17 protein-coding genes and 3 pseudogenes are annotated in these 26,648 nt (G+C 62.8%); 5 read left to right on the top strand and 15 right to left on the bottom strand.

The genetic code is table 11. The features are described from left to right. Position 1 precedes the first annotated feature (1 nt). Positions 2-637, bottom strand: coding sequence for a TetR/AcrR family transcriptional regulator (locus ASE88_RS04990; protein WP_055876952.1), 636 nt, complete (start codon positions 635-637; stop codon positions 2-4). Positions 638-701: 64 nt separating this feature from the next. Continuing rightward, the gene (locus ASE88_RS04985; RefSeq protein WP_082466225.1) at positions 702-3,257 is read right to left on the bottom strand and encodes a TonB-dependent receptor; all 2,556 of its coding nucleotides are present in this window, start codon (positions 3,255-3,257) and stop codon (positions 702-704) included. Here ASE88_RS04985 and ASE88_RS04980 point away from each other — a divergent pair. The 4 genes from ASE88_RS04980 to ASE88_RS19095 all read left to right on the top strand — a co-directional run bounded on the left by ASE88_RS04980 (position 3,218) and on the right by ASE88_RS19095 (position 7,987). Continuing rightward, the gene (locus ASE88_RS04980) at positions 3,218-5,395 is read left to right on the top strand and encodes a beta-glucosidase family protein (RefSeq protein WP_414893399.1); all 2,178 of its coding nucleotides are present in this window, start codon (positions 3,218-3,220) and stop codon (positions 5,393-5,395) included. The genes ASE88_RS04985 and ASE88_RS04980 overlap by 40 nt on opposite strands. 23 nt (positions 5,396-5,418) lie before the next feature. Further along, complete coding sequence (locus ASE88_RS04975; protein WP_162233391.1) at positions 5,419-6,330, top strand: alpha/beta hydrolase; 912 nt, start codon at positions 5,419-5,421, stop codon at positions 6,328-6,330. A 79-nt stretch (positions 6,331-6,409) separates the two neighbouring features. Continuing rightward, positions 6,410-7,333 carry an alpha/beta hydrolase gene (locus ASE88_RS04970; protein WP_055876943.1) on the top strand — a complete coding sequence of 308 codons (924 nt, stop codon included), beginning with the start codon at positions 6,410-6,412 and terminating at the stop codon, positions 7,331-7,333. A gap of 462 nt (positions 7,334-7,795) precedes the next feature. Beyond that, complete coding sequence (locus ASE88_RS19095; RefSeq protein ID WP_162233390.1) at positions 7,796-7,987, top strand: hypothetical protein; 192 nt, start codon at positions 7,796-7,798, stop codon at positions 7,985-7,987. A 1,190-nt stretch (positions 7,988-9,177) separates the two neighbouring features. Here ASE88_RS19095 and ASE88_RS04965 read toward each other — a convergent pair. Both ASE88_RS04965 and ASE88_RS04960 read right to left on the bottom strand, forming a co-directional pair. Continuing rightward, a pseudogene (locus ASE88_RS04965) lies at positions 9,178-9,738 on the bottom strand (DUF1993 domain-containing protein). 81 nt (positions 9,739-9,819) lie between these two features. Then, entirely contained in the window at positions 9,820-10,689 is an 870-nt protein-coding gene (locus ASE88_RS04960) for an aldo/keto reductase family oxidoreductase (RefSeq protein WP_056476008.1), read from the bottom strand. 89 nt (positions 10,690-10,778) lie between these two features. Between ASE88_RS04960 and ASE88_RS04955 the strand changes: the two genes are divergently transcribed. Beyond that, positions 10,779-11,684, top strand: coding sequence for a LysR family transcriptional regulator (locus tag ASE88_RS04955; protein ID WP_056476005.1), 906 nt, complete (start codon positions 10,779-10,781; stop codon positions 11,682-11,684). A gap of 741 nt (positions 11,685-12,425) precedes the next feature. On the opposite strand, the pseudogene ASE88_RS04950 reads toward ASE88_RS04955, so the two are convergent. The 11 genes and pseudogenes from ASE88_RS04950 to nirB all read right to left on the bottom strand — a co-directional run. Next, positions 12,426-13,310: pseudogene (locus ASE88_RS04950) on the bottom strand (dihydroxy-acid dehydratase); the annotation flags it as partial. Positions 13,311-13,354: 44 nt separating this feature from the next. Then, positions 13,355-14,986: pseudogene (locus ASE88_RS04945) on the bottom strand (putative bifunctional diguanylate cyclase/phosphodiesterase); the annotation flags it as partial. 173 nt (positions 14,987-15,159) lie between these two features. Next, positions 15,160-15,708 carry a GAF domain-containing protein gene (locus ASE88_RS18190; RefSeq protein ID WP_235527823.1) on the bottom strand — a complete coding sequence of 183 codons (549 nt, stop codon included), beginning with the start codon at positions 15,706-15,708 and terminating at the stop codon, positions 15,160-15,162. A 388-nt stretch (positions 15,709-16,096) separates the two neighbouring features. After that, positions 16,097-18,499 (bottom strand): TonB-dependent receptor, encoded by a 2,403-nt coding sequence (locus ASE88_RS04935; protein ID WP_056476000.1) that lies wholly within the window; start codon positions 18,497-18,499, stop codon positions 16,097-16,099. 117 nt (positions 18,500-18,616) lie between these two features. Further along, positions 18,617-18,988 carry a winged helix-turn-helix domain-containing protein gene (locus tag ASE88_RS04930; RefSeq protein WP_056475997.1) on the bottom strand — a complete coding sequence of 124 codons (372 nt, stop codon included), beginning with the start codon at positions 18,986-18,988 and terminating at the stop codon, positions 18,617-18,619. A gap of 1 nt (position 18,989) precedes the next feature. Next, a complete protein-coding gene (locus tag ASE88_RS04925; protein WP_056475994.1) occupies positions 18,990-19,196 on the bottom strand; it encodes a TOBE domain-containing protein in 207 nt (68 codons plus the stop codon). Between the two features lie 158 nt (positions 19,197-19,354). Beyond that, on the bottom strand, positions 19,355-19,972 hold the full coding sequence (locus ASE88_RS04920) for a tyrosine-type recombinase/integrase (RefSeq protein ID WP_093401111.1): 618 nt from the start codon (positions 19,970-19,972) through the stop codon (positions 19,355-19,357). A 296-nt stretch (positions 19,973-20,268) separates the two neighbouring features. After that, the gene (gene cobA, locus ASE88_RS04915; RefSeq protein ID WP_056475991.1) at positions 20,269-21,087 is read right to left on the bottom strand and encodes a uroporphyrinogen-III C-methyltransferase; all 819 of its coding nucleotides are present in this window, start codon (positions 21,085-21,087) and stop codon (positions 20,269-20,271) included. Further along, positions 21,077-23,671 (bottom strand): nitrate reductase, encoded by a 2,595-nt coding sequence (locus ASE88_RS04910; RefSeq protein WP_056475989.1) that lies wholly within the window; start codon positions 23,669-23,671, stop codon positions 21,077-21,079. Before ASE88_RS04910 ends, cobA begins: the two co-directional genes overlap by 11 nt. Before the next feature lie 115 nt (positions 23,672-23,786). Continuing rightward, positions 23,787-24,125 carry a nitrite reductase small subunit NirD gene (gene nirD, locus ASE88_RS04905; protein ID WP_175518279.1) on the bottom strand — a complete coding sequence of 113 codons (339 nt, stop codon included), beginning with the start codon at positions 24,123-24,125 and terminating at the stop codon, positions 23,787-23,789. Beyond that, entirely contained in the window at positions 24,122-26,623 is a 2,502-nt protein-coding gene (nirB, locus tag ASE88_RS04900; protein ID WP_056475986.1) for a nitrite reductase large subunit NirB, read from the bottom strand. Before nirB ends, nirD begins: the two co-directional genes overlap by 4 nt. Positions 26,624-26,648: the final 25 nt, after the last annotated feature.

The following is a 26,648-nucleotide window of genomic DNA, read 5'->3' as shown; positions in this document are numbered from 1 at the left end:
GTTACGATGGGGGAGGGGAGCCCAGCAATTCTTCGAGCGTGCCGTTGGGCGCGAGGCGCTCAAGCATGTTCGAAAGTAGAATCACGGAATCTCGCATCGCGTTGGGATCGTCGATGAAATCACGACCTATCGACATCCCGTGCATCGCCCAGACAACCAGCCGGATGGCGGTTGTATCGCGGACCTTGGCGCCGAGACGATCCAGAAAAGCGGTCACCGCCAGTTCTTCGATCTCGGCCTGGACCGGCTTTATCAGCGCGGCAAGCTCGGGATCGCTCCGCGAAGCGACGAAGATCTCGAGAACGGCGACACCGGAGGGTCGCGAAAGCACCTCCCACGAGATCTGAGGCCAGTCCGATACGCGTGATCCGGTGCCCCATTCACGTTGCAAGTCCTGGTAGGCGACCACTTCCTGTTGGAAGACCCATCGTACGACTTCCGCAATGAATGAGGCCCGGGTCGTGAAGTGATGCGTGATTGCACCGCGGCTGACGCCGGCTTCGTCGGCAATTTCAGCGTTACTTGCGCGACTGTAGCCCAGGCGGCTGATTGCGCGCACTGCTGCCTCGAACAGCGCGCCGCGCGTTTCTGCAGTGCGTTGTTCCTGCGTGCGCCTTACAACCTTGGTCTCGTTCATCGTCACTCCTGCCGCCCTACTGACCTATCGACCGCGTGCCGACAAGCGACACGCGGTTCTGCGTTCAGAAGCGCCACTCGAAGGCACCGCCGATCCGCCGGAAGGCATTGTCCGGCAACGTCTGGACATATTGCCCGACCGAGAAGTTGCCCGGATAGATTGCCGCCGCGTAGCGCTTATCGAACAGGTTGCGGACGAAGACGCTGAAGCGCGCATGGTCGCTGATATCGCCGATGCCGATCGTCGCGTTGACCAGCGAGTAACCGTTCTGGATCGTGCTGGGATCGTTGATCGCGTAGTAGAACCGGCTGCGATAGCGCCAGTCTGCGTTGAGGAAGACCTTCAGGTCGTTGCCAATGGGCTGGTCGACATTGGCGGCAAGGCTGGTCGTCCACTTCGACGCCCCAACAAGCGGGGACCCTGCCGCATTGAAGCTGGGTCCGGGCAACGAGCAGCCCTGCGCAGCCGTCTGCCCGAAATAGCAGGCCACGTTGTAGTCGCCATATTCGGTGTCGAGATAGGTAACACCGCCCGACAGGCTGACACCACGCATCGGTCGCACGACAGCCTCCGCCTCGACGCCGCGCGTCTTCAGCGTGCTGGCATTGCCGGTTCGGAAGGTACCCAGGCCACCGTTCAGCGTGGGGTCGAAGACCTGAGCCTGGAAATCCCGGAAGTTGTTGATGAAACCCGCGAGGTTGAGGCTGACTCGGCGGTCGGCGAGGTCGAACTTGGCGCCGATCTCATAAGCGTCCACCTTCTCGGGATCGACATTGAACGCGACGCCCGCGGCCGAGCTGACTGCCGGCCCTTTGTAGCCGCGAGTATAGGTCGCGTAGACGTTCGCGGTTGGTGCTATCGAATATTCGATGCCACCGCGTGCCGAAAATCCGTTGGCATTCCGGTTGGCGACGATCGGCGCGGCAAGAGTACCGACACAGCGCCGTCCGCCACTCAGCAGGAATGTGACGAGATTGCAGACGCCCGAGACGGCAGTAACGGTTGTCGTGGAGTCGATCTCGTCGCGCGTGTACCGGCCGCCTGCGATCAGGTGGAGCGACGGCGTCACGTTGAACGTGAGCTGCGCAAAGCCTGCATAGCTCTTCGTCCCATAGTCGAAGTTCGACTGGCCATTGACCGGCGACAGTCGGACCGGCGTGCTAGCGGGGAACACGCCGAACGTGCCTGCCTGCAGGATTTGCGCGTCGATATGCTGTTTAAAGAAATACAGCCCGGCCGTGTAGTCGACGAAGCCGTGGCCATTATTGGCAACACGTAGTTCTTCCGAGAACTGGTGGGATTGCGAGTTGGCGATATTCGTGTCGAAGAACGCGACCGGCGTCTGATCGACATCGTTATTCGCGCGCGCGCGCAGGTTGCGATACGCCGTGACCGAGGTGACGGTCAGCGGCCCTGCATCGTAGCTGGCTGAGAATTGCGCCCCGAGGCTATGTTCGTCGCGGAGCACGTCGGTGCTCCCGATCGCAGTCTTGTTATTGGTCGGCGAGGCGACAACGCCGAGTGCACTGTTCTGCGTGAACACAAAGTTGGCGGGCGCGAAGGGTCGGAAGGCGGCGGGGATTGGTGTCGGATCGTTGCCACCGAACTTGCGGATCGTGGAATAGGCTTCGATCCCGCTATTGTTCTGGTAATCGACGATTCCGTACAGCGAAAGCCGGTCGGTCGGTTCCCACAGCAGCTTGGCCGTGCCGAAGTACCGGCGGACTGGATCAAGACGACCTGGTCCAACAAGCTGCGTCGACGGCTTCTGGTATTGATAGCCGCCAACGACACGCAACGCTGCGGTGTCGCCGATGGGTACGTTAACGACGGCCTGCGTCTGGACCTGGTCACGGCTGCCCGCCTGGACCCGACCGCTGCTGCTGAACTCACCGAGTTGTGGCTTCGTGGTGGAGATCGAAATGAGGCCTGCAGTCGTGTTCTTGCCGAACAGCAGCCCTTGTGGCCCGCGCAGCACCTCGACACGTTCGACATCGGCGAGCGAGTTGAGCGGGACGTAGCGCGGCAGCGTGATGTTGACGTCGTCTACCGCTATGCCGACGGCCGACTCGATGCCGTAGTCGAACGAGTTGGTGCCGACGCCGCGGATTGCGAAGTTCGGCACACCAGGCGTCGCCGTGAAGTTCAGACTAGGCGCACGCTGGGTAATGTCGGCAAGCTGATTGGCCCCTGTTTCGCGCAGCGACTGGCCGTTCACGACGGTGATGGCGATCGGCACGTCGCGGAGATTCTCGGTCCGTCGCTGAGCCGTCACGACGATGTCGCCTTCGGTGCCGGTAGGGTCCGAAGCTTGAGCTGCCTCGCTCGCTCCGTTCGGTGTCACCGGGGTTCCGGTCTGTGCCTGAGCCGTTCCCGCCCAAGCCAGAATGCTCGAGCCCACCAGCAGTGCCAATCCACGCATCGTCGTTATCCTCACCCGTCCAGCGGTCCCTGCCGCTTGACAACGATCATTGTCTGTTGGAAACATACTGTCAAGCACGCACGTAAACTGAACTGCTGCGTCGGGGAGTGGTGATGATAAGGATGACCCATCGGTCGGTATTGCTTGGTGGCGTGCTGATGGCCTGTGTGACAGCAGCCTTCGCGCAGGAACGGCCATCGAGCGGTATGGCAAGGCCAGCCACGGCAGATACGCGTGCGACCGCTACCGAACGCGCCATGCAAGGTGATGAGCGGACCGTGCTGACGCATGGCCTTTGGGCGATTCCGTTGATCCCTAACGTTCGCATTCCTGCTGAGGCGATATTGGGAGCTGGCTACGTCACTGGGATCCCCCGGCTCGGCGTGCCAGCGCTGGTTGAGACCGATGCGAGTCTCGGCGTCTCGTACATCGCCAATCTTCGCAAGGACGGGGCGACCGCGCTGCCGTCGGCGACCGCAATGGGATCGACGTGGAACCCGCGCCTGATCCGCCGCGGCAACGCGATGATTGCGGGCGAGGCGCGCGCAAAAGGGTTCAACGTGCTGCTCGGTGGTGGCATTAATCTGATGCGAGACCCACGCAATGGGCGGACGTTTGAATATTTTGGCGAGGACCCACTTCATTCGGGGCTTCTCGGCGGTGCCGCGATCGACGGCGTCCAGTCGCAGCACGTGCTGTCGACGGTGAAGCATTTTGCGCTCAATGAACAGGAGACAGGGCGTCACGCGGTCGACGGTAAACTTGGCGACGATGCATTCCGCATGAGCGATCTGCTCGCCTTCGAGATCGCGATCGACCGTGGGCGACCCGGCTCGGTGATGTGCGCCTATAATCGCGTTAACGGTGCGCCGGCATGCGGCAGCGATTACCTGCTTAACCGCGTGTTGAAGCAGGATTGGCGCTACCCCGGCTTCGTCATGTCCGATTGGGGTGCGGTCGGCGCCCTCGACTTCGCGCTTGCCGGGCTGGACCAGCAATCGGGCGCGCAGATCGACAAGAAGATCTTCTTCGGCGTGCCACTCGCCGAGGCGGCGGCTCGCGACCCGGCTTATGCCGCGCGGGTAGCCGACATGAACCGGCGCATCTTGCGTTCGATCTACGCGGTTGGGCTCGACGCGCATCCGCCAGTCAGGGCCGACATTGATTTCGCTGCGAACGCCGGGGTTGCCCGAAGCGTTGCCGACGAAGGGATCGTGTTGCTGCGGAACTCCAATGCGTTGCTGCCGCTGTCGAAGGACGTGCGCTCGATCGCGGTGATCGGTGGGTACGCTGATGCGGGCGTGCTGTCGGGCGGCGGATCGACGCAGGTGCAACCGCTTGGTGGCCCGTCCGTCTCGCTGCCGATGGGAGGCGAGGGGCCGCTCGCGAAATACAATAACCAGACCTATCATGGCACCGCGCCACTCGGCGCGATCCGGGCGCTGGCGCCAAACGCCAAGGTGACATTCCATGACGGGCGCTATGCGGCGGAGGCTGTTGCGGCAGCAAAAACGGCGGACGTGACGATCGTCTTTGCGACGCAGTGGATGGCCGAAGGCGCAGACGTCCCGGATCTGTCGCTGCCGGGTGGGCAGGACGCGCTGATAGCTGCGGTGACCACCGCTAATCCTAAGACGATCGTCGTTCTCGAAACCGGTGGGCCGGTCCTGATGCCATGGCTTGATCGCACAGGTGCAGTGATGGAGGCGTGGTATGGCGGCGTGCGTGGTGGCGATGCTATCGCCGCAACGTTGTTCGGCGATAGCAATCCATCTGGTCGGTTGCCCGTCACATTTCCCGCATCGCTCGACCAGCTGCCACGCCCGGCGCTGCCCTACGCCGGGATGATCGACCGGGACTTTGCCGCCGGAACCGCGGCCGGCACGCGCTATCCGATCGATTACGATATCGAGGGCGCAGACGTCGGCTACCGGTGGTTCGCGCGCAAAAATGCTACGCCGTTGTTCCCGTTCGGCTTCGGGCTCAGCTACACCCAGTTCCAGTCCGGCCCGATGAAAGTCGCTGGGGGCACGCAGCCAAAGGCGACGGTAACGATCCGCAACACCGGCACGCGCGCGGGTAGCGATGTCGCGCAACTCTACCTAGTCTCGACACCTGCAGGACGCACACTGCGGCTCGCTGGCTTTACCAAGGTCGCCGTGCAGCCAGGGACTGCGGCGAACGTCACGGTTCAAATCGAACCTCGCATACTTGCCGACAGCAAAGGTGGACGATGGACGATGCCGGCAGGACGCTATGGCTTCGCGCTCGGGCGCTCGGCAACCGATCTTGGACCTGTCGTCACTGTCAGCCTGCCAGCGCGCGAGTGGCGCTGACCATTCACTCTAGGAGCATGCCCGTGAACCGCTTCACCCTGTTCGTCACTGCCCTTGCCTTTGCCCTCCCCACGGCGGTGACGGCGCAGGGCATCCCGGTCGAACCGATCGCGACACCCCCGCAAACCGGTGCGATTGCACTGGGCACTGGCGGTGTGCCCGACATGCCGGTGGAAAGCTGGTTCACGCTCGCCGGTCGCCCCACGGTCCGCAACGTCGCAACCGCAACACTTCTCCCCGTGCTGCCCGACAAGGCAAAGGCGACGGGGGCTGCGGTCATTATCGCGCCTGGCGGCGGTTTCCTGATGGAGTCGATGGAGGCCGAGGCGATGAAGCCGGCACGCTGGCTTGCCGATCATGGCATCGCTGCCTTTGTTCTCAAATACCGTATCGATGCGACACCGGTCTCACTGGACGCGTTCAAACAGGCCGCGCTGGCGCGCTTCGCAGCTGCCGCAATGGCTGGAGCAAAGGGCGGTGCCGTGATCCCGGCACCTGCACCGGCGCTCGCCGATGCGCAGGCGGCAGTGAAGCTGGTGCGGGCACGTGCGGGGGAATGGGGCGTCGATCCACGCCGCGTCGCCTATCTCGGCTTTTCCGCTGGCGCGATCATGGGAGTCGATCTGGTAAAGACCGCAGAACCTGGCACCACGCCTGACCTGTTCGCCGCCATTTATCCCTCGATGGCACCAACGACCGTCACCGCAGGTGCGCCACCGCTGTTCGTTGCGGTGGCCAACGACGACGAGCTGTTCTCCAAGCAGGGCTATGGACTACCCGACAGCTGGCGCCGCGCCGGGCGGCCGGTCGAACTGCACGTCTACGAGCATGGCGGCCACGGCTTCGGCTTCGACGGCAAAGCGGGCACGACCAGCACTGGCTGGAGCGTAGCGCTGCTTACCTGGTTCGGCGCGCACGGCTGGCTGACGAAATAGCAGGAATTGCCGGAAGCTAATCGCTACTCTTCGAGGAGACGGAACGATGCGTTGGTCAATATTGAGCGCAATAAGCGCGATGCTGCTTATGCAGCCGGCAACTGCTGCGACATACGAGGCCAAGGGGCCGATCGAACGTCATTATGCGGCGGACGGTCCATGGGCCACGACGACAACCGTCTCGACCCACGCCTGCGACCGTGAAGGCAATCTTTGCGACATCTGGTATCCGGCTGACCTTGGCGCCAACCCGCTCAAGGGACGGACCAGCGGCTTTCAGCATCCTGTGATTGTCTTCGCCAACGGCACGGCAGATACGGTCCCGGCGGAGAAGAATGCCTTTTTCCTGCGCCATCTCGCGAGCTGGGGCTTCATTGTCATTCGATCGCGCGACGGCTCGACGGGGCAGGGTGAAACGGTCACTGACGCGAAGGACTTTCTACTCGCTCAGTCCCGCGATCCGGGGAGTGTCTTCTACGGGAAGGTGGACCCCGACAATATCGGTCTGGCAGGCCATTCGCAGGGTGCGGCGACCGCGGCTTTGCTGTTCTCGCGGAACGATCCTGCGTTCAAGACCTACGTGCCGATTGAAACCCCGCTGCGCGCGGTCTGCGTGGTCGCGAACTGTTCGATCGACCTTGGCGCGCTTTCAAAGGTTACCCGTGGTTCCATTTTCTATGTCGGTGGCGACGTCGATGTGATCTCAAGCCTGCCGACTAATCTGGGCTATTACAAGCCGACTTCGGATGCGGTCGAAAAGGCAATGGGGATGATCGCGCTTGGCGGCCATACCGAGATCGAAGGCAATCCTGGTTGCGCGAGCGGCGGTATCCCGGCGTCGTGCAATCTCGGTGTTTATCCCTTGCTCGGATATCCCACCGCTTGGTTCATGTGGAAGTTGCAGGGGACGGCCGATGGGCCGGCCGCGTTCGCTAAAAACGGTGAACTGAGCAACGCGGCACCCGGATGGCTCGGCGTCCTTAGCAATATCCAGCGACCCTAAGATGCATGATCTCACGATGGCGCGGTCGCGTCATTTGTGGTGGGGCATGTTGGCTGTTGGCACCTGCGCCGCACTGCTCGTCGCCGTATTCGTGTTTTATTCGCCGCCTCCGGTCGGGCTCCAGCCTGATAGTGTACGCGTGGTATCGGTCCCGGCAGTTGGCGGTCATGCCTCAGGCAGCAACGTATCCGCCGGACTTGTCGACCGAGGCCCAGCACGGTCTGATTGGATGGGTTCTGACCGCACCGTTATACTGCGCGCGCTTGGCTTGCCGGCGGATGCCCGATTGCGCGAGGTGATAGGCTCGAATTCTAGGCATCAGGTTGTTTGCGGACAGGTACAGCCTGGGGCGGGGCAGCCCTTCCGTCGCTTCTTTTACGCGAAGACCGCAAGAATGGGGGCCATAGCTGACGGTGGCGCCGAGTTCGATCAAACCTTCGCCGAGTTATGCGCTGAATCTAAATGATCCCGACGCCGATCCAGGCACTACGACTTCAAAAATATACAGAGATAATTATGAATGAATCGTTAGAGACTTTAAAGGACAAGCTCGAGCAGGCATTGGAAATTGCGGATGGTCTTGGGCTCAAAGTTGTAGGTGCCTGGATATCAATTGCGAATAACGCTCTATCCATAGAAGGCGAGACAGCTTGAGCAACCGGGCTTGAGAAAGATCTTTACGAATTTACAGTCTGTATCAGCCAGATTGTAGACCTTTTAACTCCACATCTACGAAGCAGATGATTGGGCTTCCGATTTGATATACGGATGGCCGAATCTGAAATGAAAAATATGGAACTTGAACGGCGACCTACAGGTCGGGCCAACCCGCTATGCCAGGCAGTCCGCCCGCATTGCGGACATTTGCGATAGCTCATGAATACCCTGTCATAGGACCTTCATTAACATCAAATGCCGATCCGTTCCAGAATAGGCGATGTCCTTGATGACGCTAGCACGCAGTAAGCTTGCGTGAGCCGAACAACCTCGGCGAAATTATAGATCGGGATCAAAAATATCTCATAAGGCGTTGCCAACAAGATCTTCTGTAATAAGGAGGTTGCCATGCGAGATAACGATCTGGAGTATACAAGAGCACGTCTGCTGGGGCGGCCGCAGCCAGTACCGGTAAATTGCAGTATGATGATTGCCCCTACGGTGAAGATCGCGAGCCAATCTTAAGGGCTATGTGGCAAGACGGATTTTTAACAACGAAGTTATACGGTGCGACGTAGCTTCATTGCCGCCAATATACTAAATTTCGATCTAGTCGTATAGTTCAAAGTGCCCGAATTGCAGACACTCTGCGCGACTTGCGATCTTCCTACAATCGGTCGTTCATTCAATCTTACGTATCGGTAGGTAGCGTGCTGGCGGAAGGGTCGAGGGATCCTGTTTCAGCAAAGCGTGAAGACGAAGAGATGGAATATTTGCCTACTTGGGCAGTAGCCAAAATACTGACGCTAGCCGTTTTCATCATTGCGACCTTGAATGGTGGGTCGAGCGTTCACCGCGAATGCTACCCATCGATCTACTTCTAATCGGGCTGTGGCTAGCAATCCGCCGTTTCAAGCCGTCAGATTACGATCCCTCGTGGCCGCGCAAGTTAAAGAATGATCCGTAGCGCCGTAGCTTAACTGAACTGCGTCAGGCCAGGCAGTCGGGCCGATTCCCCCCATCACGATATTCGCGAGCGGATAGCCAAGCTCGAAAATCGGTCATTCGCAAAGCCGAACCAGTATCCGAAGTTGGGAAGCGAGGAAAGGTGCTTGAGCGTCTGCTTGTGGGTCTTCTCGCAACCGACCCCATCGCGCGCCCAAGCGATTGTGCCTCTGATGCGCGCGTCAGGACGTCGTGTTCTGCCCAAGGTAGGCGAACATATGCGACGCGTAGTCTGCCTTTCCCAGGTCAATGCCCTGCGCTCGAATGATCGAGTATGCGGTCACCACGTGGAAATAGAACTGCGGCAGCGCCCAGTCGCGCGCATATTGCTCCGCCGTTAGGTCGAGGATCATTCCGTTTGGCAGCGCATGGGCGATCGATGCGTTAGGTTCGGTAATGATGCCTTTAACTGCGGCGGACTCGACCACCGCGATCGTTTCCACAATGCGGGCCTGCGCATCCGCGAGCGTACCCGGCCGCTCGCCAGCGTTTCGACCCTCGTCGAGCAGAGTCTCCAGCGCGGGCGGAAACTCCTGCTCGAGTAACCGGAACACGCCTTCCTGCGCCTGTCGGCACGCAAACCGGACCTGGGTCGCCAAAGGGAACATGTCTGGTGCGAGTCGCGCCGCCAGCAGGGCGTCGACGCTCCCGTCCGGCCGTTGTGTTTCGGCCTTGGATAGCTACTGCGACAACGCTCCCAGCATATGGATGTAGGTGGGGACGACAAAATCTGAGAGCGTCATGGGGCTTCGCTTTTCTTGCGGGTCGGCAGGTCGATCCCGCGCTCGGTCTACACAGGCCAGTCGCGGGGAGCCAAGCGTTCGTCATCCAATGCCGTCGAGCGCTGCCACCTCCTGATCAGGAAGCGCCAGCGCCGCCGCGGCGAGGTTCTCGCGAAGGTGTGTCACCGACGACGTGCCGGGGATCAGCAGGATGTTGGGCGACCGCCGCAGCAGCCACGCCAGCGCTACCTGCATCGGCGTCGCGTCCATTCTTGCGGCCACTTCGGACAAGGTCTGCGATTGGATCGGGTTGAAGCCGCCCAAGGGGAAGAAGGGCACATAGGCGATACCGTCCGCCGCCAGCGCATCGATCATCGCATCGTCGTCGCGGTGCGCGAGGTTGTACTGGTTCTGCACGCAGACGATGTCGACGAGGTCGCGCGCCTGCTCGACCTGTGTGGGCGTCGCGTTGCTCAACCCGATATGACGGATCAGTCCCTGTGCCCGAAGCGCGGCGAGGGCGGTCAACTGTGGCTCGACCGAACCTTCCGCCGGCCCATGGTCGCTGCCTCCGCCCATCAGGCGCATATTGACTACGTCCAGCACGTCCAGGGCGAGGTTGCGCAGATTGTCGTGCACTGCCGTCGTGAGCGCGGCTGCGTCCTGCGCCGGGTTCCATGAGCCATCATCGCCACGAACCGCGCCCACTTTCGTCACGATGGTCAGCCCGTCACGATAAGGATGGAGCGCTTCGCGGATGATCTGGTTGGTGACGTGCGGCCCATAGAAGTCGCTGGTATCGATATGGTCGACACCGCTTTCAATCGCTTCGCGCAGGACGGCGAGTGCTGCGTCTCGGTCGCGCGGAGGTCCGAACACGCCGGGTCCGGCAAGTTGCATGGCACCATAGCCGAGCCGCCTCACGTTGCGGTCACCGAGCCGGAAGCTGTCTACCTGTTCGATCGTCTGCATGTCTTTCTCCTCTTCCCCCTCAAGATAGGCGTTGCCGAAGCGCGCGATAATCTCGCATTATCCGCACGGGCTGTACGGAAAACCGAACGATGGATGCTGATCTTGGAGACCTGACTGCCTTCCTCGCGGTCGCAAAAGCGCGCGGCTTTCGCGACGCGGCGCGGACGAGCGGCACCAGCGCCTCGACGCTGAGCGAAGCCGTGCGCCGCCTGGAGACGCGGCTCGGCGTCCGCCTGCTCCACCGCACCACCCGCAGCGTCACGCCAACCGAGGCCGGTGCGGGGCTCATCGACCGACTGGCCCCGGCACTCGGCGAGGTCGATGCCGCGCTCGACGCGGTCGGACGCTTCCGGGACGGTGCGGCGGGGGCGCTGCGACTGAACGTACCGGTCAGCGCCGCGCGGCTCGTGCTGCCCGCGCTACTGCCAGGTTTTTTGGCCACAAATCCCGGCATCCGGCTGGAAATCGTTGCTGAAGACAGTTTCGTCGACGTGCTAGCCGCGGGGTGTGACGCGGGCATCCGCTATGACGAGCGGCTCGAACAGGACATGATCGCGGTGCCCATTGGGCCGCGCGTCCAGCGGATGGCGACTGCCGCCGCGCCATCCTATCTCGATCGACATGGCCGCCCGGATCACCCGCGAAGCCTGCTGGAACATGCGTGCGTGCTCGGACGGTTCGCGAGCGGTGCCCTGACGAGTCCCTGGGAGTTCGAGCGCTCCGGCGAGATCGTCCGCGTCGAACCGCGCGGGCCGTTGATCGTGCAGGTCGGCGGGGCGACCGATCTCGCCGTCGACGCCGCAGTCGCAGGCGTCGGGATCATTTCGCTGTTCGAGGATTGGCTGCGCCCGCATCTCGAAAGCGGCGCGTTGGAGCCGGTACTGGAGGACTGGTGGCAGCCGTTTTCCGGTCCTTTTCTCTATTATTCGGACCGTCGTCTGGTGCCGCCCCCGCTACGCGCGTTTATCGACTTCATCAAGGCAAGTGCAACCTAGGTCACCTCAAGTTTTGAAAATTCCGCATGAGCAGAATTCGCAATCGTCGAACCGGCAAAATATTAGGTCGCTCCTACGGCTGCCCATTTTATATGAGCGTCTAAATGGTTCCCGAACCCGGCGCCGAAAAGGACATCGTGCCAATCAATTTGGGCGAGAAGCACCGCGTTCTCGAACGCGGTGCTTCTCGCATCCGATAGTTTCAAAGTCGCGAGCCACATGCGCTCCATTGCTTCGCCATCGAGATCTCGAGAATGGACTTGCGGCGGTCCGCAATCGATCATTAGCGTCGTTTCCACCCTCTCCCACAAGTTCGGCGGAAAGACGGCACGGAGAACGTCACGAGTCCTAAGGGTTACTTGCAGCGCATTGTTCGGCACATTTCCACCCTTTAGGCTCCGCAAACCCACTTCTACGAGCACGCCTATTCCCGCTCGACCATCCTTTTCGAGAATCTGGCTGGCCGTCTGGCATAGTAAAACGCGTGCGGCATGAGCCCCGCCTCGATGAACGAAGGGCCGACGTTGGGGAGCGGAAATTACCCCGCGAACGTCCACAACTGGGTCTGCCCTCGGCAGTTCGGCGGCGGCAGCTCACGACCAACTCAAGCCGTTCCCGGGCGCGCGCGTGAATGGCCGCTTCTGCCGGAACCCGCCCTTCCCGTTACATTGAACGATCCGGCAGCAGTGCCGCCTACGATTGGCATTTACCGTTCTGAGAGCGCTGTCTGCCAAGCAGTCATTACTTCTCGACTTGACCGACGTCCCGCACGGCACCGCGGGCGGCGTTTGTCGTCAATGCGGCATAGGCGCGCAGCGCCAGCGACACGGCGCGCTTGCGGCCCAGTGGTTTCCACGCCTTCTTGCCGCGTTGGGCCATTTCCGCGTGGCGCTCGGCGAGCACGGCATCTCCTACATCGAGCCGAATTCGGCGGTTGGGGATGTCGATCACGATCCGGTCGCCGGTCACGACCAAAGCGATAAGTCCGCCCTCGGCGGCCTCGGGCGAGACATGGCCGATCGACAGGCCGGAGGTACCGCCCGAGAAGCGCCCATCGGTGATCAGCGCGCAGGCTTTGCCGAGGCCTTTCGATTTGAGATAGCTGGTCGGGTAGAGCATTTCCTGCATGCCGGGTCCTCCCTTCGGCCCTTCATAGCGGATCACCACCACGTCGCCCTCGCTCACTTGCTTGCCGAGGATGCCGACCACCGCCGCATCCTGGCTTTCATAAACGCGCGCTGTGCCGGTGAAGGTCAGGATCGAATCGTCGACGCCGGCGGTCTTCACGATGCAGCCTTCGGGCGCGAGATTGCCGAACAGCACGGCGAGACCGCCATCCTTCGAAAAAGGATTTTCGGCGCTACGGATGACGCCCGCGCCGCGGTCGAGGTCGAGCTCCAACCAGCGGTTGCTGGTGCTGAACGCGACCGTGGTGCGCACCCCGCCCGGCGCCGCCTTGTAGAACTCCCGCACGCTCTCGCTCTGCGTGCGACTGATGTCCCAGCGGTCGATCGCATCGGCGAGCGTCGGCGCGTGGACGGTCGGAAGCGAGGTGTCGAGCAGCCCGGCCTTCTCGAGCTGGCCGAGTATCGCCATGATCCCGCCCGCACGGTGAACGTCTTCCATAGCCCCGCAACCGAGCGTAGGATTGCTACTGCTTGATCGTCACGTTCGATCTCAGCCACGAAAGACGCGTCCAGCTTGATGCGGTCGAAGGGAAAAGACCGAAGAACGTCAAGGGATGAATACCCCACGCCAAAGTCGTCTAGGGCAATGGCAATGCCCATGGCCTTGAGAGCGTTGAGTTGGCTCAGCGCGAACCGGCGGTCGTGGATGATGGCGCTTTCGGTCAGCTCAAGCGACAGCCGCTCGGGCGGCAGGCCGCTGTCCTCCAGTGCCGACCAGACCGTGTCCACAAGTCGCGGATCGGCAAGGTGTATCGGCGAAAGATTGACGGCGACGGGATGCCTGTTGGGCCACAGGGCGGCCTCAAAGCATGCCTGGCGTAAAATCCAGATGCTGAGCGGGACGATGTCCCCACTCTTTTCCGCCAGCGGGATAAACTCTGATGGCGGAACCATCCCCCTGGTCGGGTGCCTCCACCGGACCAATGCCTCGTAACCCGAGATTTCCCCCGAAGGGAGCGCCGCCTGGACCTGATAGTGAAGCTCGAATGCCTCTGTATCGAGCGCAATCCTGAGGTCAGCGATCAATTCGCGACGCTCTCGGATCGCGTCATCCATCTGACTATCGTAGAAGCAGGGTTCGCCGGAATGCGCGGATTTGGCGCGGTACATGGCAAGGTCCGCCTTGGCGAGAAGCACGTCGGCGTCGAACCCGTCATGCGCGGCGAGCGCGACGCCGATGTTGGCTGAAATCGCTGCAGTAAACCGGTCGAAAACGAAGGGTGCGTCGCATGCAGCGCGTAATCGACCCAGAAAGTCATGCAGGTCGCCTGCACCTTGGTATGAAATGACCGCCGCAAACTCATCGCCGCCAAGGCGTGCAACACATTCGCCCGGCTGCAGGAACGCGGTGAGGCGCGCGGCAAGCGCAACAAGCAACTGGTCGCCCGCCTGATGGCCGTAGGTATCATTCACGACCTTGAAGCGCGATAGGTCCATCATGACCACGGCCATGCAGGAATAACCGCCCTTGATCAGAAAACGCTGCTCGAGCTCCTCGATAAAACTGATGCGGTTCGGCAGATCGGTCAGACCATCGTGCATCGCCATCCGGCGCAGCCGGGTATAGGATTCGGTCTGGGTGTGACCGTCGATCAGGGCGCTGATCGCTGCGCAGCCGACGATGATACAGGTCGCTACCGCTGTGGTAATGGCGAGCGCGACCATCGTCAGATCTGACAGTCCCTCACCAAGTTGCAACACGGTAACCTGCATAGCGGCCATGCCAGTGAAATGCAGAACTGCAACCGCCAGGGCGAGCAGCCCTATCGCCTTAAAGTTACGTAGTCGGCTGTGGCCCTTGAGAGTATGAAATGCGCTAGCGCTTAGTCCACACGAGAGCACGACTGACGCAACGACATAGCGCCAGTCCCATGTGACGATACCGTCCACACGGTATGCCGCCATGCCGACATAGTGCATCACGGCGATACCAGCACCGATGATGCCTCCACCCGCCGCGCCGCTCCAGGAACGACGTTGCACAGCGAGAGCTAAGCCGGGCACCGCGAGGAAAGTCACTGCGAGAAGCGAAAACAGGGTGAGGATGGGATCCAGAACCACTGGCGCAGTCGTGCGGAACGCCATCATGGCGACGAAATGCGTCGCCCATACCATCGTACCTGCGCTGACCGCGGTGAGCACCACCCACCCAAAGCGACTGTAGCCCGCGGCCGCCCTCACGCGATGAAAGAGCTGAACGGTGGCGGCAGAACCCATCAAGCAAATCAGCAAGGCTAGTCCGACCAGGCGCAGATCATGCTCCTGCGCTATGCAGAGCGCTACCCGCATCATGCTGCAGCACCTCGCTTGAGCAGGTCCAATCGCGCTTCAAGCGCCGTCGACGCCTGCCGGGCCAGTCCAATCAGATAGGCCTTCTGGTCTGCCGATGCGGGCGATCGACGCTTGGTGTCGAGGACGCATAAGGCCCCTACATCGATTCCGCTTACTCGACGAAGCGGTGCTCCGATATAGTAGCGGATGTGAGGTTCGCCGGCGACGACAGGCAGATTGGCGAACCGCGGGTCGGCCTGAGGGTCGGCGGTTTCCAGTATTTCGGGCCGATCGAGCGCAAAGCTGCAAAACCCACTGTCGCGCGGAATGCAATCAATGACGAGGCCGTGCCCTGCCTTAAACCACTGTTGATCGTCATGGATCAGGGACAGGAGCGCGATCGGCGCATCGAATGCGTTGGCTGCAGCAGCGACGAAACGATCAAATATGGGTTCGGGAGCGGAACCTAGAATGCTTAAGCCGCGAAAGGCGTGAGAGCGCATTCGCTCTCTAAATAGGCTCTTCAGCATTCGTCTCTCTTCATCGCGCGCGGCGGCGATCACCATCACCGTCGAACGATTAAAGAACCGTTTCGAATGTTGGTACCCGGCAAAGAGTGCTGAACAAACGTTCGCTTACCGCCAGTATCACCAAGGGAGTGGAATGACGGCATTCTTCTTCATCACGACATTCGCGAGTCGATAGCCGGGCTTCAAAAATTGGTCATTCGCAAAGATGAACCAGCGTCCGAAGTTAGGAAGCGAGGGAAGGGGCGCGAAGGTCCGGTTCTGGGTCTGGCTGTACGCAGTAAGTGAGGGTGTACGTTCGCGCAATGTCCGACGCTTAGCTTGGTTTGTTGGAAGCCAAAAAGCAGTCATTCAGTAACAGAGAAGCGTTATAGCTTTCTATTTTAGACTGGTGATTTAGGAAAATCTTTAGAAAACCGGGATGTAACTATATTCGGAAGCGAACCGTTCCCCCGATCGTGCGCGGATCGCTAGGGGAACCGAGAATTAGGCCAGAGTTGCCCGCTTGGATTGTCAGGTTCTGAATGTAATCGGCGTCGAGCAGATTGCGCGCCCAAACGATCACCTCAAGACCATCGGCGAAGCGATAGCCAATGTTGGCGTTGGTGAGATTATATCCGTGGATGTAGGTGAAGCGTGACAGGCTCGGATCACCGTTAAAGCCGCTGCGCGATGCGTTATCGACATGGACGAACGCCTCGCCGCTCCCGACCGGTCGTGTGTAATCTAGTCCAGCCGTGAGCGCGAAGCGCGGCAGCGAGGCGAGCCGGCGACCGGTGAGGCTGCACTGCGTCGTGGCCGCCGTCTGTACCTCCAGCGGACAAGGGCCGGCGGGATAATCGCTGTATTTCCCGTCCGAATAGGCGAAACTGGTGCGCGCGCTCAGCCCCGGCAGGAGGATTGCGGTAATGTCCGCCTCGATCCCCTTTACGGTCACCTCGGGAATGTTCGAAAGATAGCCGCGCAGCTGCACCGTCTGGGTCAGCGAATTTTCCACAACGGTCGCCTGGAAGTCGTGAACCTTGGTGTAGAAGCCATCGATATTGAAGATCAGGCGGCGGTCGAACAGCGTGTTCTTGACACCGATCTCATAGGTCTCGTTGCGTTCCGGTCGTACCACGGCGGTCGCCAACACCGGACGATTGGCGTTGTCGAGCGGGAGGCCGGACATGTTGATCCCGCCCGACTTGAAACCACGCGCATAGCTCGCATAGGCCATCGTGTTCTCGGTCGCCTGCCACGCAATGTTGCCGCGCCCCGACAGGCTGCCGTCGCTATCGTGCGCCTCGTAGCTTTGCGGTCGGAGTACGCCGAGCCGCGCGGCAACGAGCGCGGCGTTGGTCGTCGCGGGACCGCCGGAGACGGTGGTGTTGTAATAGCCGTCCTTTTCCTCCTTCGTGTAGCGCAGGCCGAGCGTGGCGGTGACGGTCGGCACGAGCCGCCAGTTGACCTCGCCGAACGCGGCGTAGCTGAGGTTTCGTAAATCGGTACGGCCGTCCTGTCCGTAGCCGTCGAGCAGGTTGGATGGCACCGGCGTAGCGTTTGCGCCCGTCGTCGTACCGATCAGATAACGCGCCGCGGCCGGTCCATAGATGCTGATCGGTCGCCCTACGAGCTTCTGTCGAAATCCGTACAGGCCTGCGACGTAGGAGATTGGGCCGGAGCCATTCGAGGCCAGCCGCAGTTCCTGACTATACTGGTCCTGTCGCGAGGGAATGTGCTGCGATAGCTGGACGGGGATACCGGTATAGTCGCGATCGTTCTCCGCATCCCAGTTCCAGAACCGCCAAGCGCTGACCGAGGTCAGGGTCGCAAAGCCGAGGTTCCAATCGGTGATCGCGCTAACGCCGCCCTCGTTCGTATCGACGCCGAGCGGCCCATCGATGTCGGTGATGCGATCGTACGGATTGGTGCTGGCCGGTGCATAGCCGAATTGCGCGGCAAGGCCGGCCGGCCCACCGAACTGGCGGTTTGCAGCGCGGAGACTTTGCCCGGCGCGCAGATAGACCTGCCCACAGCAATAGGCCTGGAAGTTGGTGAAATCGGCAATCACCCGCATCTGGATCGTGTCGTCAGGCTTAAACAGCAACTGGCCGCGTACCGCCTGCGTGCCAAGCGTGTTGGTATCGCGACCGGTGCGAATGTTGTCGATAACCCCATCGCGCCGCGTCGATACGCCCGAGATGCGATAGGCGATGGTATCGGTGATAGGGCCGGAGACCCATCCTTTCGCCTGCACGAAATTGCGCTCGCCATAGGACAGTTCGGCAAAGCCTTCCTGTGTGAAAGTCGGTGCGCGCGTCGTGATGTTCAGCGCGCCTGCCGTCGTGTTCTTGCCGAACAGCGTGCCTTGTGGCCCACGCAACTCCTCGACCTGCTCGATGTCAGCGAAGTCGAACGCCGCGGTTGCCGGCCGCGCATGATAGACCTGATCAACATAGAAGCCGACGCCTGGCTCCAGCCCGTCGTTCGCCTGGCTAACCGCGACCACACTCGAACCCAGGCCGCGGATGGTGAACGCGGTGTTGCGGGGATTGGCGGAGCTGTAATTGAGGCTCGGGATAAGCGTCGTCAGGCCCTGCGTGTTGACCGTATAGCTCTGATCGATCAGGTCGCCGCCCACCACGGACAGCGACGCGGGCACCGTTTGGGCGTTTTCAGTCCGGCGACGCGCAGTGACGATGACGTCAGGCAAGCCGTCGACGGTCGCGCTCTCAACAGGTTTGCCTTGGGCTGTATCGATCGGTGCCGTCGCCGACTGCGCAAGTGCTGACGTGGCGAAGACAGGCATTGCGACAGCACAGAGCAACACTGCGATACGCTTGAACATCGATGAAACCCCCTTCGCGCGGGACGTTCCCGCTCATTATGTCCGGGCGTATATCGAGCCTGTATTCGCTCGTATATAGAGCGGTTTAAGAATTTGAGCTCCCTCGCGTAAAGCTGTTCAGGCGGGTGGGAGCGGCTGCGGCCGCAGGAAAGAGCGCAGGCGTGCATAGGCCGGCTGCTCATTGATCGCAGCGGCGTGCTGCTCCATCTCACGATAGGCGGCGATGACCTCGGCACCGGTTGGGGTCACCCGCGCACCACGCTCCCGCCCACCGCCGCGTAGCGTTTCGACAAGCGGCGGATCAAAGCACCGGTTCATCTCGTCGACAAGCACCCAGGCGCGGCGATAGCTCATGCCGAGAGCCTGGCCCGCAGCGGTGATTGATTCATGGGCGACGATCGCCTCGAGCAGATCCACCTTACCCGGGCCGATGGCTGGCGTGTCGCCGCAGGCGATCTGTACCTTCAGCCAAAGCTGGCCGAGTTTCATCTTACTTGCCGATCATCACGTCACTGGCCTTGACGATAACCGTGACCGTCTCGCCTTCCGCGAGCCCGAACTCCTTGATTGCCTCTTCGGTAATGTTGGCCGTGACGATCGTCCCGCTGCCAATGTCGACCTTGATTGATCCGTTGACGGCGCCGGGCGTGATACTGACGATGGTGCCGGAAATCTGGTTGCGAGCGCTGATCTTCATCGGTTGTCCCTCATGCAGGTGCGTCAACCACGACGCGTTGTCAGTCCTGTACCCGCTACCGTCATTGATCGCCAAGGTGCGTTCATATCGCGGGGATGAACGAGCGGCCGATGTTGGGAAGCCGGGGAAAGGGCATGAGCGTCCGATTGTGGGTCCGCTCAGACCTCGGTGCGTTCGGCCAATTCCAAAGCGTCCTCCACGTCAACGCCCAAGTAGCGCACCGTGCTGTCGATCTTGGCATGGCCGAGAAGGATCTGAACGGCGCGGAGGTTGCCAGTCGCCTTGTAGATGATCGACGCTTTCGTGCGCCGTAGCGAGTGCGTCCCATAATCCTGCGCCGGTAGGCCGATGCCGACCACCCACTCGCGCACGAGGCGGGCATATTGCCGCGTGCTCATGTGGTCCATGTAGTCGTTGCGGCTCGGGAAAACGAAGTCGTTCAGTGTCCCCCCACGCCGCTCCAACCATGCTCGCATCGTCTTTCGCGCCGTGTCCATTATCTCGAACTGAACCGGTCGTTTGGTTTTCTGCTGAACCACGACGGCGCGGTCACGGACGCGCCCGCCGGAAACTACATCGCCAATCCGCACCCTGACCACGTCACAGCCGCGGAGCTTGCTGTCGATGGCGAAGTCGAACAGCGCTCGGTCGCGCAGTCTCCTCTGCTGGTCGAGCCAGAAGCGAATGGCCCAGACCTGTTGCTGTTTCAGCGCCCGCTTCGCACCAATCAGCCGGCCTTCGTTCCAAGGCCGAAGTTCGTGAAAGGCGGGGTCCATTGACGAGTGACCCATCGATCATCTCCATCGGCCCAGATAGGTCAATCCAGTACACGCATGCGCAGTAAACCGCCGGTTTAGAAATGTGGTTGATCAGCCGTCGATGATGCTGAACGAGCTGTCGGTTTCGGGCGGCGCCTGGCGGTCTCTGTGCAGCCGGAAGTGGGTCATTTGCTACCCAACCCGCCGGGAGCACGTACCCCAACCGCCTGCCGAGCAAGAAGCGCAGTACTACGCCGGCTCGTGGTAGATTCCCAATTCCGGAAGTGCCAGTCGCCAAGAGAGATCGTCAGTTCTCAGTGCAAACTGCCCTCGGGCAAGATTTGATCCGCACGAGCTACCACCGTCGATAGCAAGCCGGAATACCCTGTACGTTCGTCGCGGGCCGCGGCGACGGCTTCGCCGATCAGCAGCAGTGATGGATCGCTGTCGCTTATCGTATCGACCAGGAAGGCGAGCGCGGACAATCGGCCCCGGATGATGCGTTCACTTGGGAGAGACACGTTGACCGCGACCAGCACCGCTGTGTCGGGCGCCCGACCGGCTGCGATCAGGTTGCGCGCGATCTCGCCGGCAGCGGCGCGGCCCATGTAGATGGCGAGCGTGGCATCGGGTGCGGCGAGGGCGGTCCAGTCGAGGTCGAGCACTTCGCCGGCGCGGGCGTGCGCGGTGACGAAGGTGAGTTTGCGGGCGAGGCTACGGAGCGTCAGCGAGGCGCCGCCCGATGCTGCGGCGGCGCTAGCGGCGGTGATGCCGGGGCATATCTTCACCGCTATGCCGTTGGCCGCGAGATGCTCCATTTCCTCGGTCGAGCGGCCGAAGATCGAGGGATCGCCGCCCTTCAGGCGGACGACTCTCTTGCCGGCTTTCGCGGCGGTGGCGAGCAGGGCGTTGATCGATGCCTGGTCCTTCGAATGGCGGCCCGACCGCTTGCCGACGCCGACCTGCTCGGTGCCGGGGGGTATGAGCGCCAGGATTCCGGGGCCGACCAGCGCGTCGAAGAAGACTATGTCGGCGTCGGCGAGCAGTCGCTCTGCTTTTCGCGTCAGAAGGTCGGGATCGCCGGGCCCGGCACCGACCAGCCAGACCGAACCGGGTGGGAAATCATGCGACATGGGCTGATCCTTGCGTGACGAGGAGTTTGGCGAGGGCAGGGCGGCACGAACCACAATTGGTGCCGGCCTTCAGCGCAGCCCCGATCGCAGGTACGTCGGCGAGATGTTGGTCGGCGATCGCGGCGAGGATGATCTTCAGCCCGACGTCGAAGCATGCGCAGACGATCGGGCCACGGTCGACCTGCACGCCCGGCGCGCGCCCCGCGAGCAGGGTGGGCGCGACGACCGCCTCGCTCAGTTGCGCGACGAGCCAGTCTCGCGGCGGCAGCGTGCCGTCGCGGGTGACGAACAGCGCTGCCGTCAGCCTGCTGCCCTCCAATATCGCGACCCGACGCGATCCTCGCGCGGCATCGACGGCCTCGATTCGCTGCCCCTTGGGCAGCAGCGCGTCGAGTGCGGCGGCGTCGCCGTTGCCAGCCATGTCCCAAGCCGTTCCACCCGGTACCGCGACCCGCGTCGCCCAAAGGCAGTCCGGGCGGCTGGCCAGTTCGCCGCGCACGACGACGAAGCCGCGCCATTCGGTAGCCACGGCCTCGATCCGGACCGGGGTCGACTTGAAGCCCGGCTGACCCGAGACAGGGTCGGCGAGTGGGCGGGGAAGCAGCCCGGCACGGCCGCCGGTCGCGGTACGGTCGGTCCAGTGGATCGGCACGAACAACTCGCCGATCCGCTGCGTCGCGACGACGCTTGCGCGGAAGACGCTGTCGCCCTGTGGCGTCGTTACGCGCGCTAAACCGCCATCGACGATCCCCAGTCGCACCGCGTCGTCGGGGTGAATCTCGACCAGCGGTTCCTCGCGGTGGCGCGCGAGCTTGGGTGACAGGCCGGTGCGGGTCATCGTGTGCCACTGGTCGCGGTAGCGCCCAGTGTTGAGCGTCATCGGCCATCGGGCGAGCTGTGCGGCAACCGGCTTTTGCCCCACTGGCACTAGGCGGGCACGGCCATCGGGAGTCGAGAACCGGCCGTCCGCGAAGGGTGCGCCGCCCCAACGGAACGGCGTCATCGCATCGTATTCCGCATTGCCCTTGGCGGCATGACCGGGAAGCGCGAACAGCCGCGTGCCGTCGTTCTCATACGCCGATAGCCGGCAATGCTCGCGCCAGATCTCGGCCGGCCGGTCATAGGAGAACGCGGTCTTCCACCCCATTCGCCGCCCAACTTCAGCGATGATCCACCAATCCGGTTTCGCGTCGCCGGGCGCGGCCATGAACGCACGCTGGCGGCTGATCGTGCGATCGGAATTGGTGACGGTGCCGTCCTTCTCGCCCCATGCCGCGGCGGGCAGGCGGACGTGTGCGTGGACCGAGGTGTCGGTCGTCTCGATCACGTCCGATACGACGACGAACGGGCAGGCGGCCAGCGCCTCGCGCACACGGCCCGCGTCTGGCATCGACACCGTGGGGTTGGTCGCCATCACCCACAGCGCCTTGATCCGGCCGTTGCCGAGTTCGCGGAACAGGTCGACGGCCTTCAGCCCCGGCTTGGTCGCCATGTTGGGCGCGGCCCAGAACCGCGCGGCACGGGCGACGTTCGCGGGCGCGAAATCCATGTGCGCGGCGAGGCTCGACGCGAGCCCGCCTACCTCGCGCCCGCCCATCGCATTGGGCTGGCCGGTGATCGAGAAGGGGGCCGCACCCGGCTTGCCGATGCGGCCGGTGGCGAGGTGCAGGTTGGTGATCGCGTTGACCTGATCGGTGCCCGACAGCGACTGGTTCACGCCCTGGCTGAACATCGTCACGGTGCGCGGCGTCGCGGCGAACAGTTCGAAGAAGTGCCGGAGGTCCTGCGGCGGAACGTCACAGATGCGCGCCACCGACCACAGGTCGTTGCCCTCGCCGACCTGGTCCCAGAACGCATCGGGCGTTGCTACATGTGCGGCGAGATAGTCGTAGTCGACCACGCCCGCGTCACGGCACCAGGCGAGCAGGCCGTTCATCAGCGCGACGTCTGTGCCGGGCCGGATCGCGAGGTGCAGGTCGGCCTCGTCCGCGGTCTCAGTCCGGCGCGGGTCGATCACCACGAGCTTCGCGCCCGCGTCGCAGCGCGCGCGGATGCGTTGATAGACGATCGGATGGCACCAGGCGGTGTTCGATCCGACCAGCACGATCAGGTCTGCGACGTCGAGATCGTCGTAGCTCGCAGGCACGATGTCCTCGCCGAACGCGCGCATATGCCCGGCGACCGCGCTCGCCATGCAGAGCCGTGAATTGGTGTCGATGTTGGCCGATCCGATGAAACCCTTCATCAGCTTGTTCGCGACGTAATAGTCCTCGGTGAGCAGTTGCCCCGAAACGTAGAACGCGACGCTGTCCGGCCCGTGCTGCGCGATCGTGTCGCGGAAGCGTTTCGCGACGAGGTCGAGCGCCTTGTCCCAGGAGGCGCGGCGATGGCCGATCATCGGGGTGAGCAGGCGGCCTTCGAGTCCGATCGTCTCGCCGAGGTGGGTGCCCTTCGAACAGAGCTTGCCTGAGTTGGCGGGGTGATCGGGGTCGCCCTTGATGGTGGCGGACCGCTCGCCGGTCGGCGTGGCGAGGATACCGCAGCCGACACCGCAATACGCGCACGTCGTGCGAACGGCCGCCATTAGCCCTCTCCCCTTTGGGGAGAGGGTTGGGTGAAGGGTAGTTGGGAAACGCAGCACGCGCCCCGACCCCTCTCCCCGGCCCTCTCCCCAGCGGGGAGAGGGAGCAGTAACGCCATCACGCGGCGGCTTTCATCGTCGAGGTGCGGCAGAGCAACACGCGACCCCCCGACACCTTCACCGGAATAACCGGCGTGCACCCCTTGTCCTCGCCCAGCGCCTCGCCCGTATCCAGCGCGATCCGCCAGTTGTGCAGCGGGCACGCCACCGCGCCGCCATGCACGATCCCCTGCGACAACCGCCCCCCCTTGTGCGGACAGCGATCGGCCAGCGCGAATACCTTGCCGTCGCCGGTGCGGAACACCGCGATGTCGTCGCCGCCGGTGACCTGGACCGTCCGGCTGCCGCGGACCGGGATCTCGTCGACCCAGCCGATATCGAGCCATTCGCCGATCATGCCATTTCCCTCGTCTGATCGATGGGCGTGAAGCGCGCCATCGGCGCATGCTGCTCCCGGTGCTCGCCCGCCGCGCGGGCCGCCCACGGATCGTCCTGCGTGAACTGCTGCGAGAACAGGAACCGTGCCGCCAACGCATCGCGGCCCTCCGGATCGTCGGCGATCCGTTCGCGGATATATTCCACGCCGATCCGCTCGATCCACGGTGCGGTGCGTTCCAGATAGCGCGCTTCCTCGCGGTACAATTGGATGAACGCGGCGCAGTAATGCATCGCCTCGTCTTCGGTCGCGACCTTGCACAGGAAGTCGGTCGCGCGGACCTTGATCCCGCCATTGCCGCCGACCGACAGCTCATACCCGCTGTCGACGCAGACCACGCCGAAATCCTTGATCGTCGCCTCGGCGCAATTTCGCGGGCAACCGCTGACCGCGATCTTGAACTTGTGCGGCATCCACGAGCCCCAGGTCATCCGCTCGACCTTCACGCCGAGCCCGGTCGAGTCCTGTGTCCCGAACCGGCACCAGTCGGAGCCGACGCAGGTCTTTACGGTGCGCAGCGACTTGCCGTACGCATGTCCGCTGACCATCCCGGCGGCGTTGAGATCGGCCCAGACCGCGGGCAGGTCCTCCTTCTTGATCCCGAAGATATCGAGCCGCTGGCCGCCCGTCACCTTGACCATCGGCGCATCGTATTTCTCGACGACGTCGGCGATCGCGCGCAGCTCGCGCGGGTTGGTGAGCCCGCCCCACATCCGCGGCACGACCGAATAGGTGCCGTCCTTCTGGATGTTCGCGTGCACGCGCTCGTTGACGTAGCGGCTCTGCTGGTCGTCCTTGTAGTCGCCCGGCAACGCGCAGAGCAGGTAGTAATTGAGCGCAGGCCGGCACGACGAACATCCGTCGGGGGTCGACCAGTTCATCTTCTGCATCACTTCGGGGATCGATCGCATGCCCTGCGTGACGATCTCGCGGCGGACGTCGTCGTGGCCGAAGCTGGTGCATTTGCACATCGTCTTGACCGAACGTTCGCCCGAATACTCGTCGCCCAGCGTGACCGCGAGCAGCGTCTCGACCAGTCCGGTGCAAGATCCGCACGACGCCGACGCCTTGCAGGTCGCGCGGACCGCGTCGAGCGTCGCGTTGCCGGCACCGATGCACGCCACGACCTTGCCCTTGGTGACGCCGTTGCAGCCGCAGATCTCCGCATCGTCGGAGAGCGCCGCAACGGCCGCCTTAGGGTCCGCAGTGCCTCCTCCCGAGGCGAAGGACTGGCCGAAGATCAGCATGTCGCGGATGGGGGCGATGTCTTCCGCCCGTTTGAGCAGGTCGAAATACCAGCCGCCGTCGGTCGTGTCGCCGTACAGCACTGCGCCGACGATCCGGTCGTCCTTGACCACGACGCGCTTGTAGATGCCGCGCGAGGCATCGCGCAGGACGATGTCCTCCGCGCCTGCACCGCCCGAGAAATCGCCCGCCGAGAATACGTCGAGCCCGGCGACCTTCAACTTGGTCGAGGTCACCGATCCGCGATAGCCGGTGTGGCTGTCGGTCAGCCCATCGGCGAGCGCGCGGCACATGTCCCACAGCGGCGCGACGAGGCCGTAGACGTTACCGTCATGCTCGACGCATTCGCCGACCGCGAGGATCGACGGGTCGCTGGTGACCATGTGGTCGTCGACCTTGATCCCGCGGCCGATCTCCAGCCCGGCGTCGCGCGCGAGGGCGACGGAGGGGCGGATGCCGACCGCCATGACGACGAGGCTCGCGGGGATCAGCGTGCCGTCTTTCAGCAGCACGCCCTCGACGTGGGTATCGCCGACGATCTCGGCGGTGTTCGCCTCGGTGAGGATGACCTGACCGCGCGATTCCAGCGCCGACTTAAGCAACCACCCCGCCGCCTCGTCGAGCTGCCGCTCCATCAGCGTCGGCATCAGGTGGATCACCGTGACCCTCATCCCGCGCAGCGTGAGCCCGTGTGCGGCCTCCAGCCCGAGCAGCCCGCCGCCGATGACGACCGCCGCTCCACCCTTGCCCGCAGCCTCCAGCATGTGGTCGACGTCCGCCATGTCGCGGAACGAGATCACGCCGGGCAGGTTCTTGCCGGGGACGGGGATGATGAACGGATCGGAGCCGGTCGCGATCAGCAGCCGGTCGTACGATACCGTCAGCCCCGACCGTGCGGTCACGGTCTTTGCGGCGCGGTCGATCGCCTGCACCGGGTCGCTCGTCACCAGCTCTATGGTGTTGGTCGCGTACCAGGCGTGATCGTTGATGACGATCTGCTCGAACGTCTTCTCACCCGCCAGCACCGGCGACAGCATGATGCGGTTGTAGTTCACGTGCGGCTCGGCCCCGAAGATCGTCACGCGGTACCGGGTCGGATCGCGCGCGATCAGTTCCTCGACCGCGCGACAGCCGGCCATGCCGTTGCCGATCACGACGAGGTGCTCGCGCCTCTTGGAAAAGGCGGTGTCGGGGAAGGGGGTTTGGTGTTCCATCAGATCGTCCAGTCGGGTTGGAGCC

Origin of the sequence: Sphingomonas sp. Leaf38, assembly GCF_001421825.1 — a bacterium.
Taxonomy (GTDB): domain Bacteria; phylum Pseudomonadota; class Alphaproteobacteria; order Sphingomonadales; family Sphingomonadaceae; genus Sphingomonas.
The sequence above is the reverse complement of the archived record's forward strand: the minus strand, read 5'-3'. Positions and strand labels throughout refer to the sequence as shown.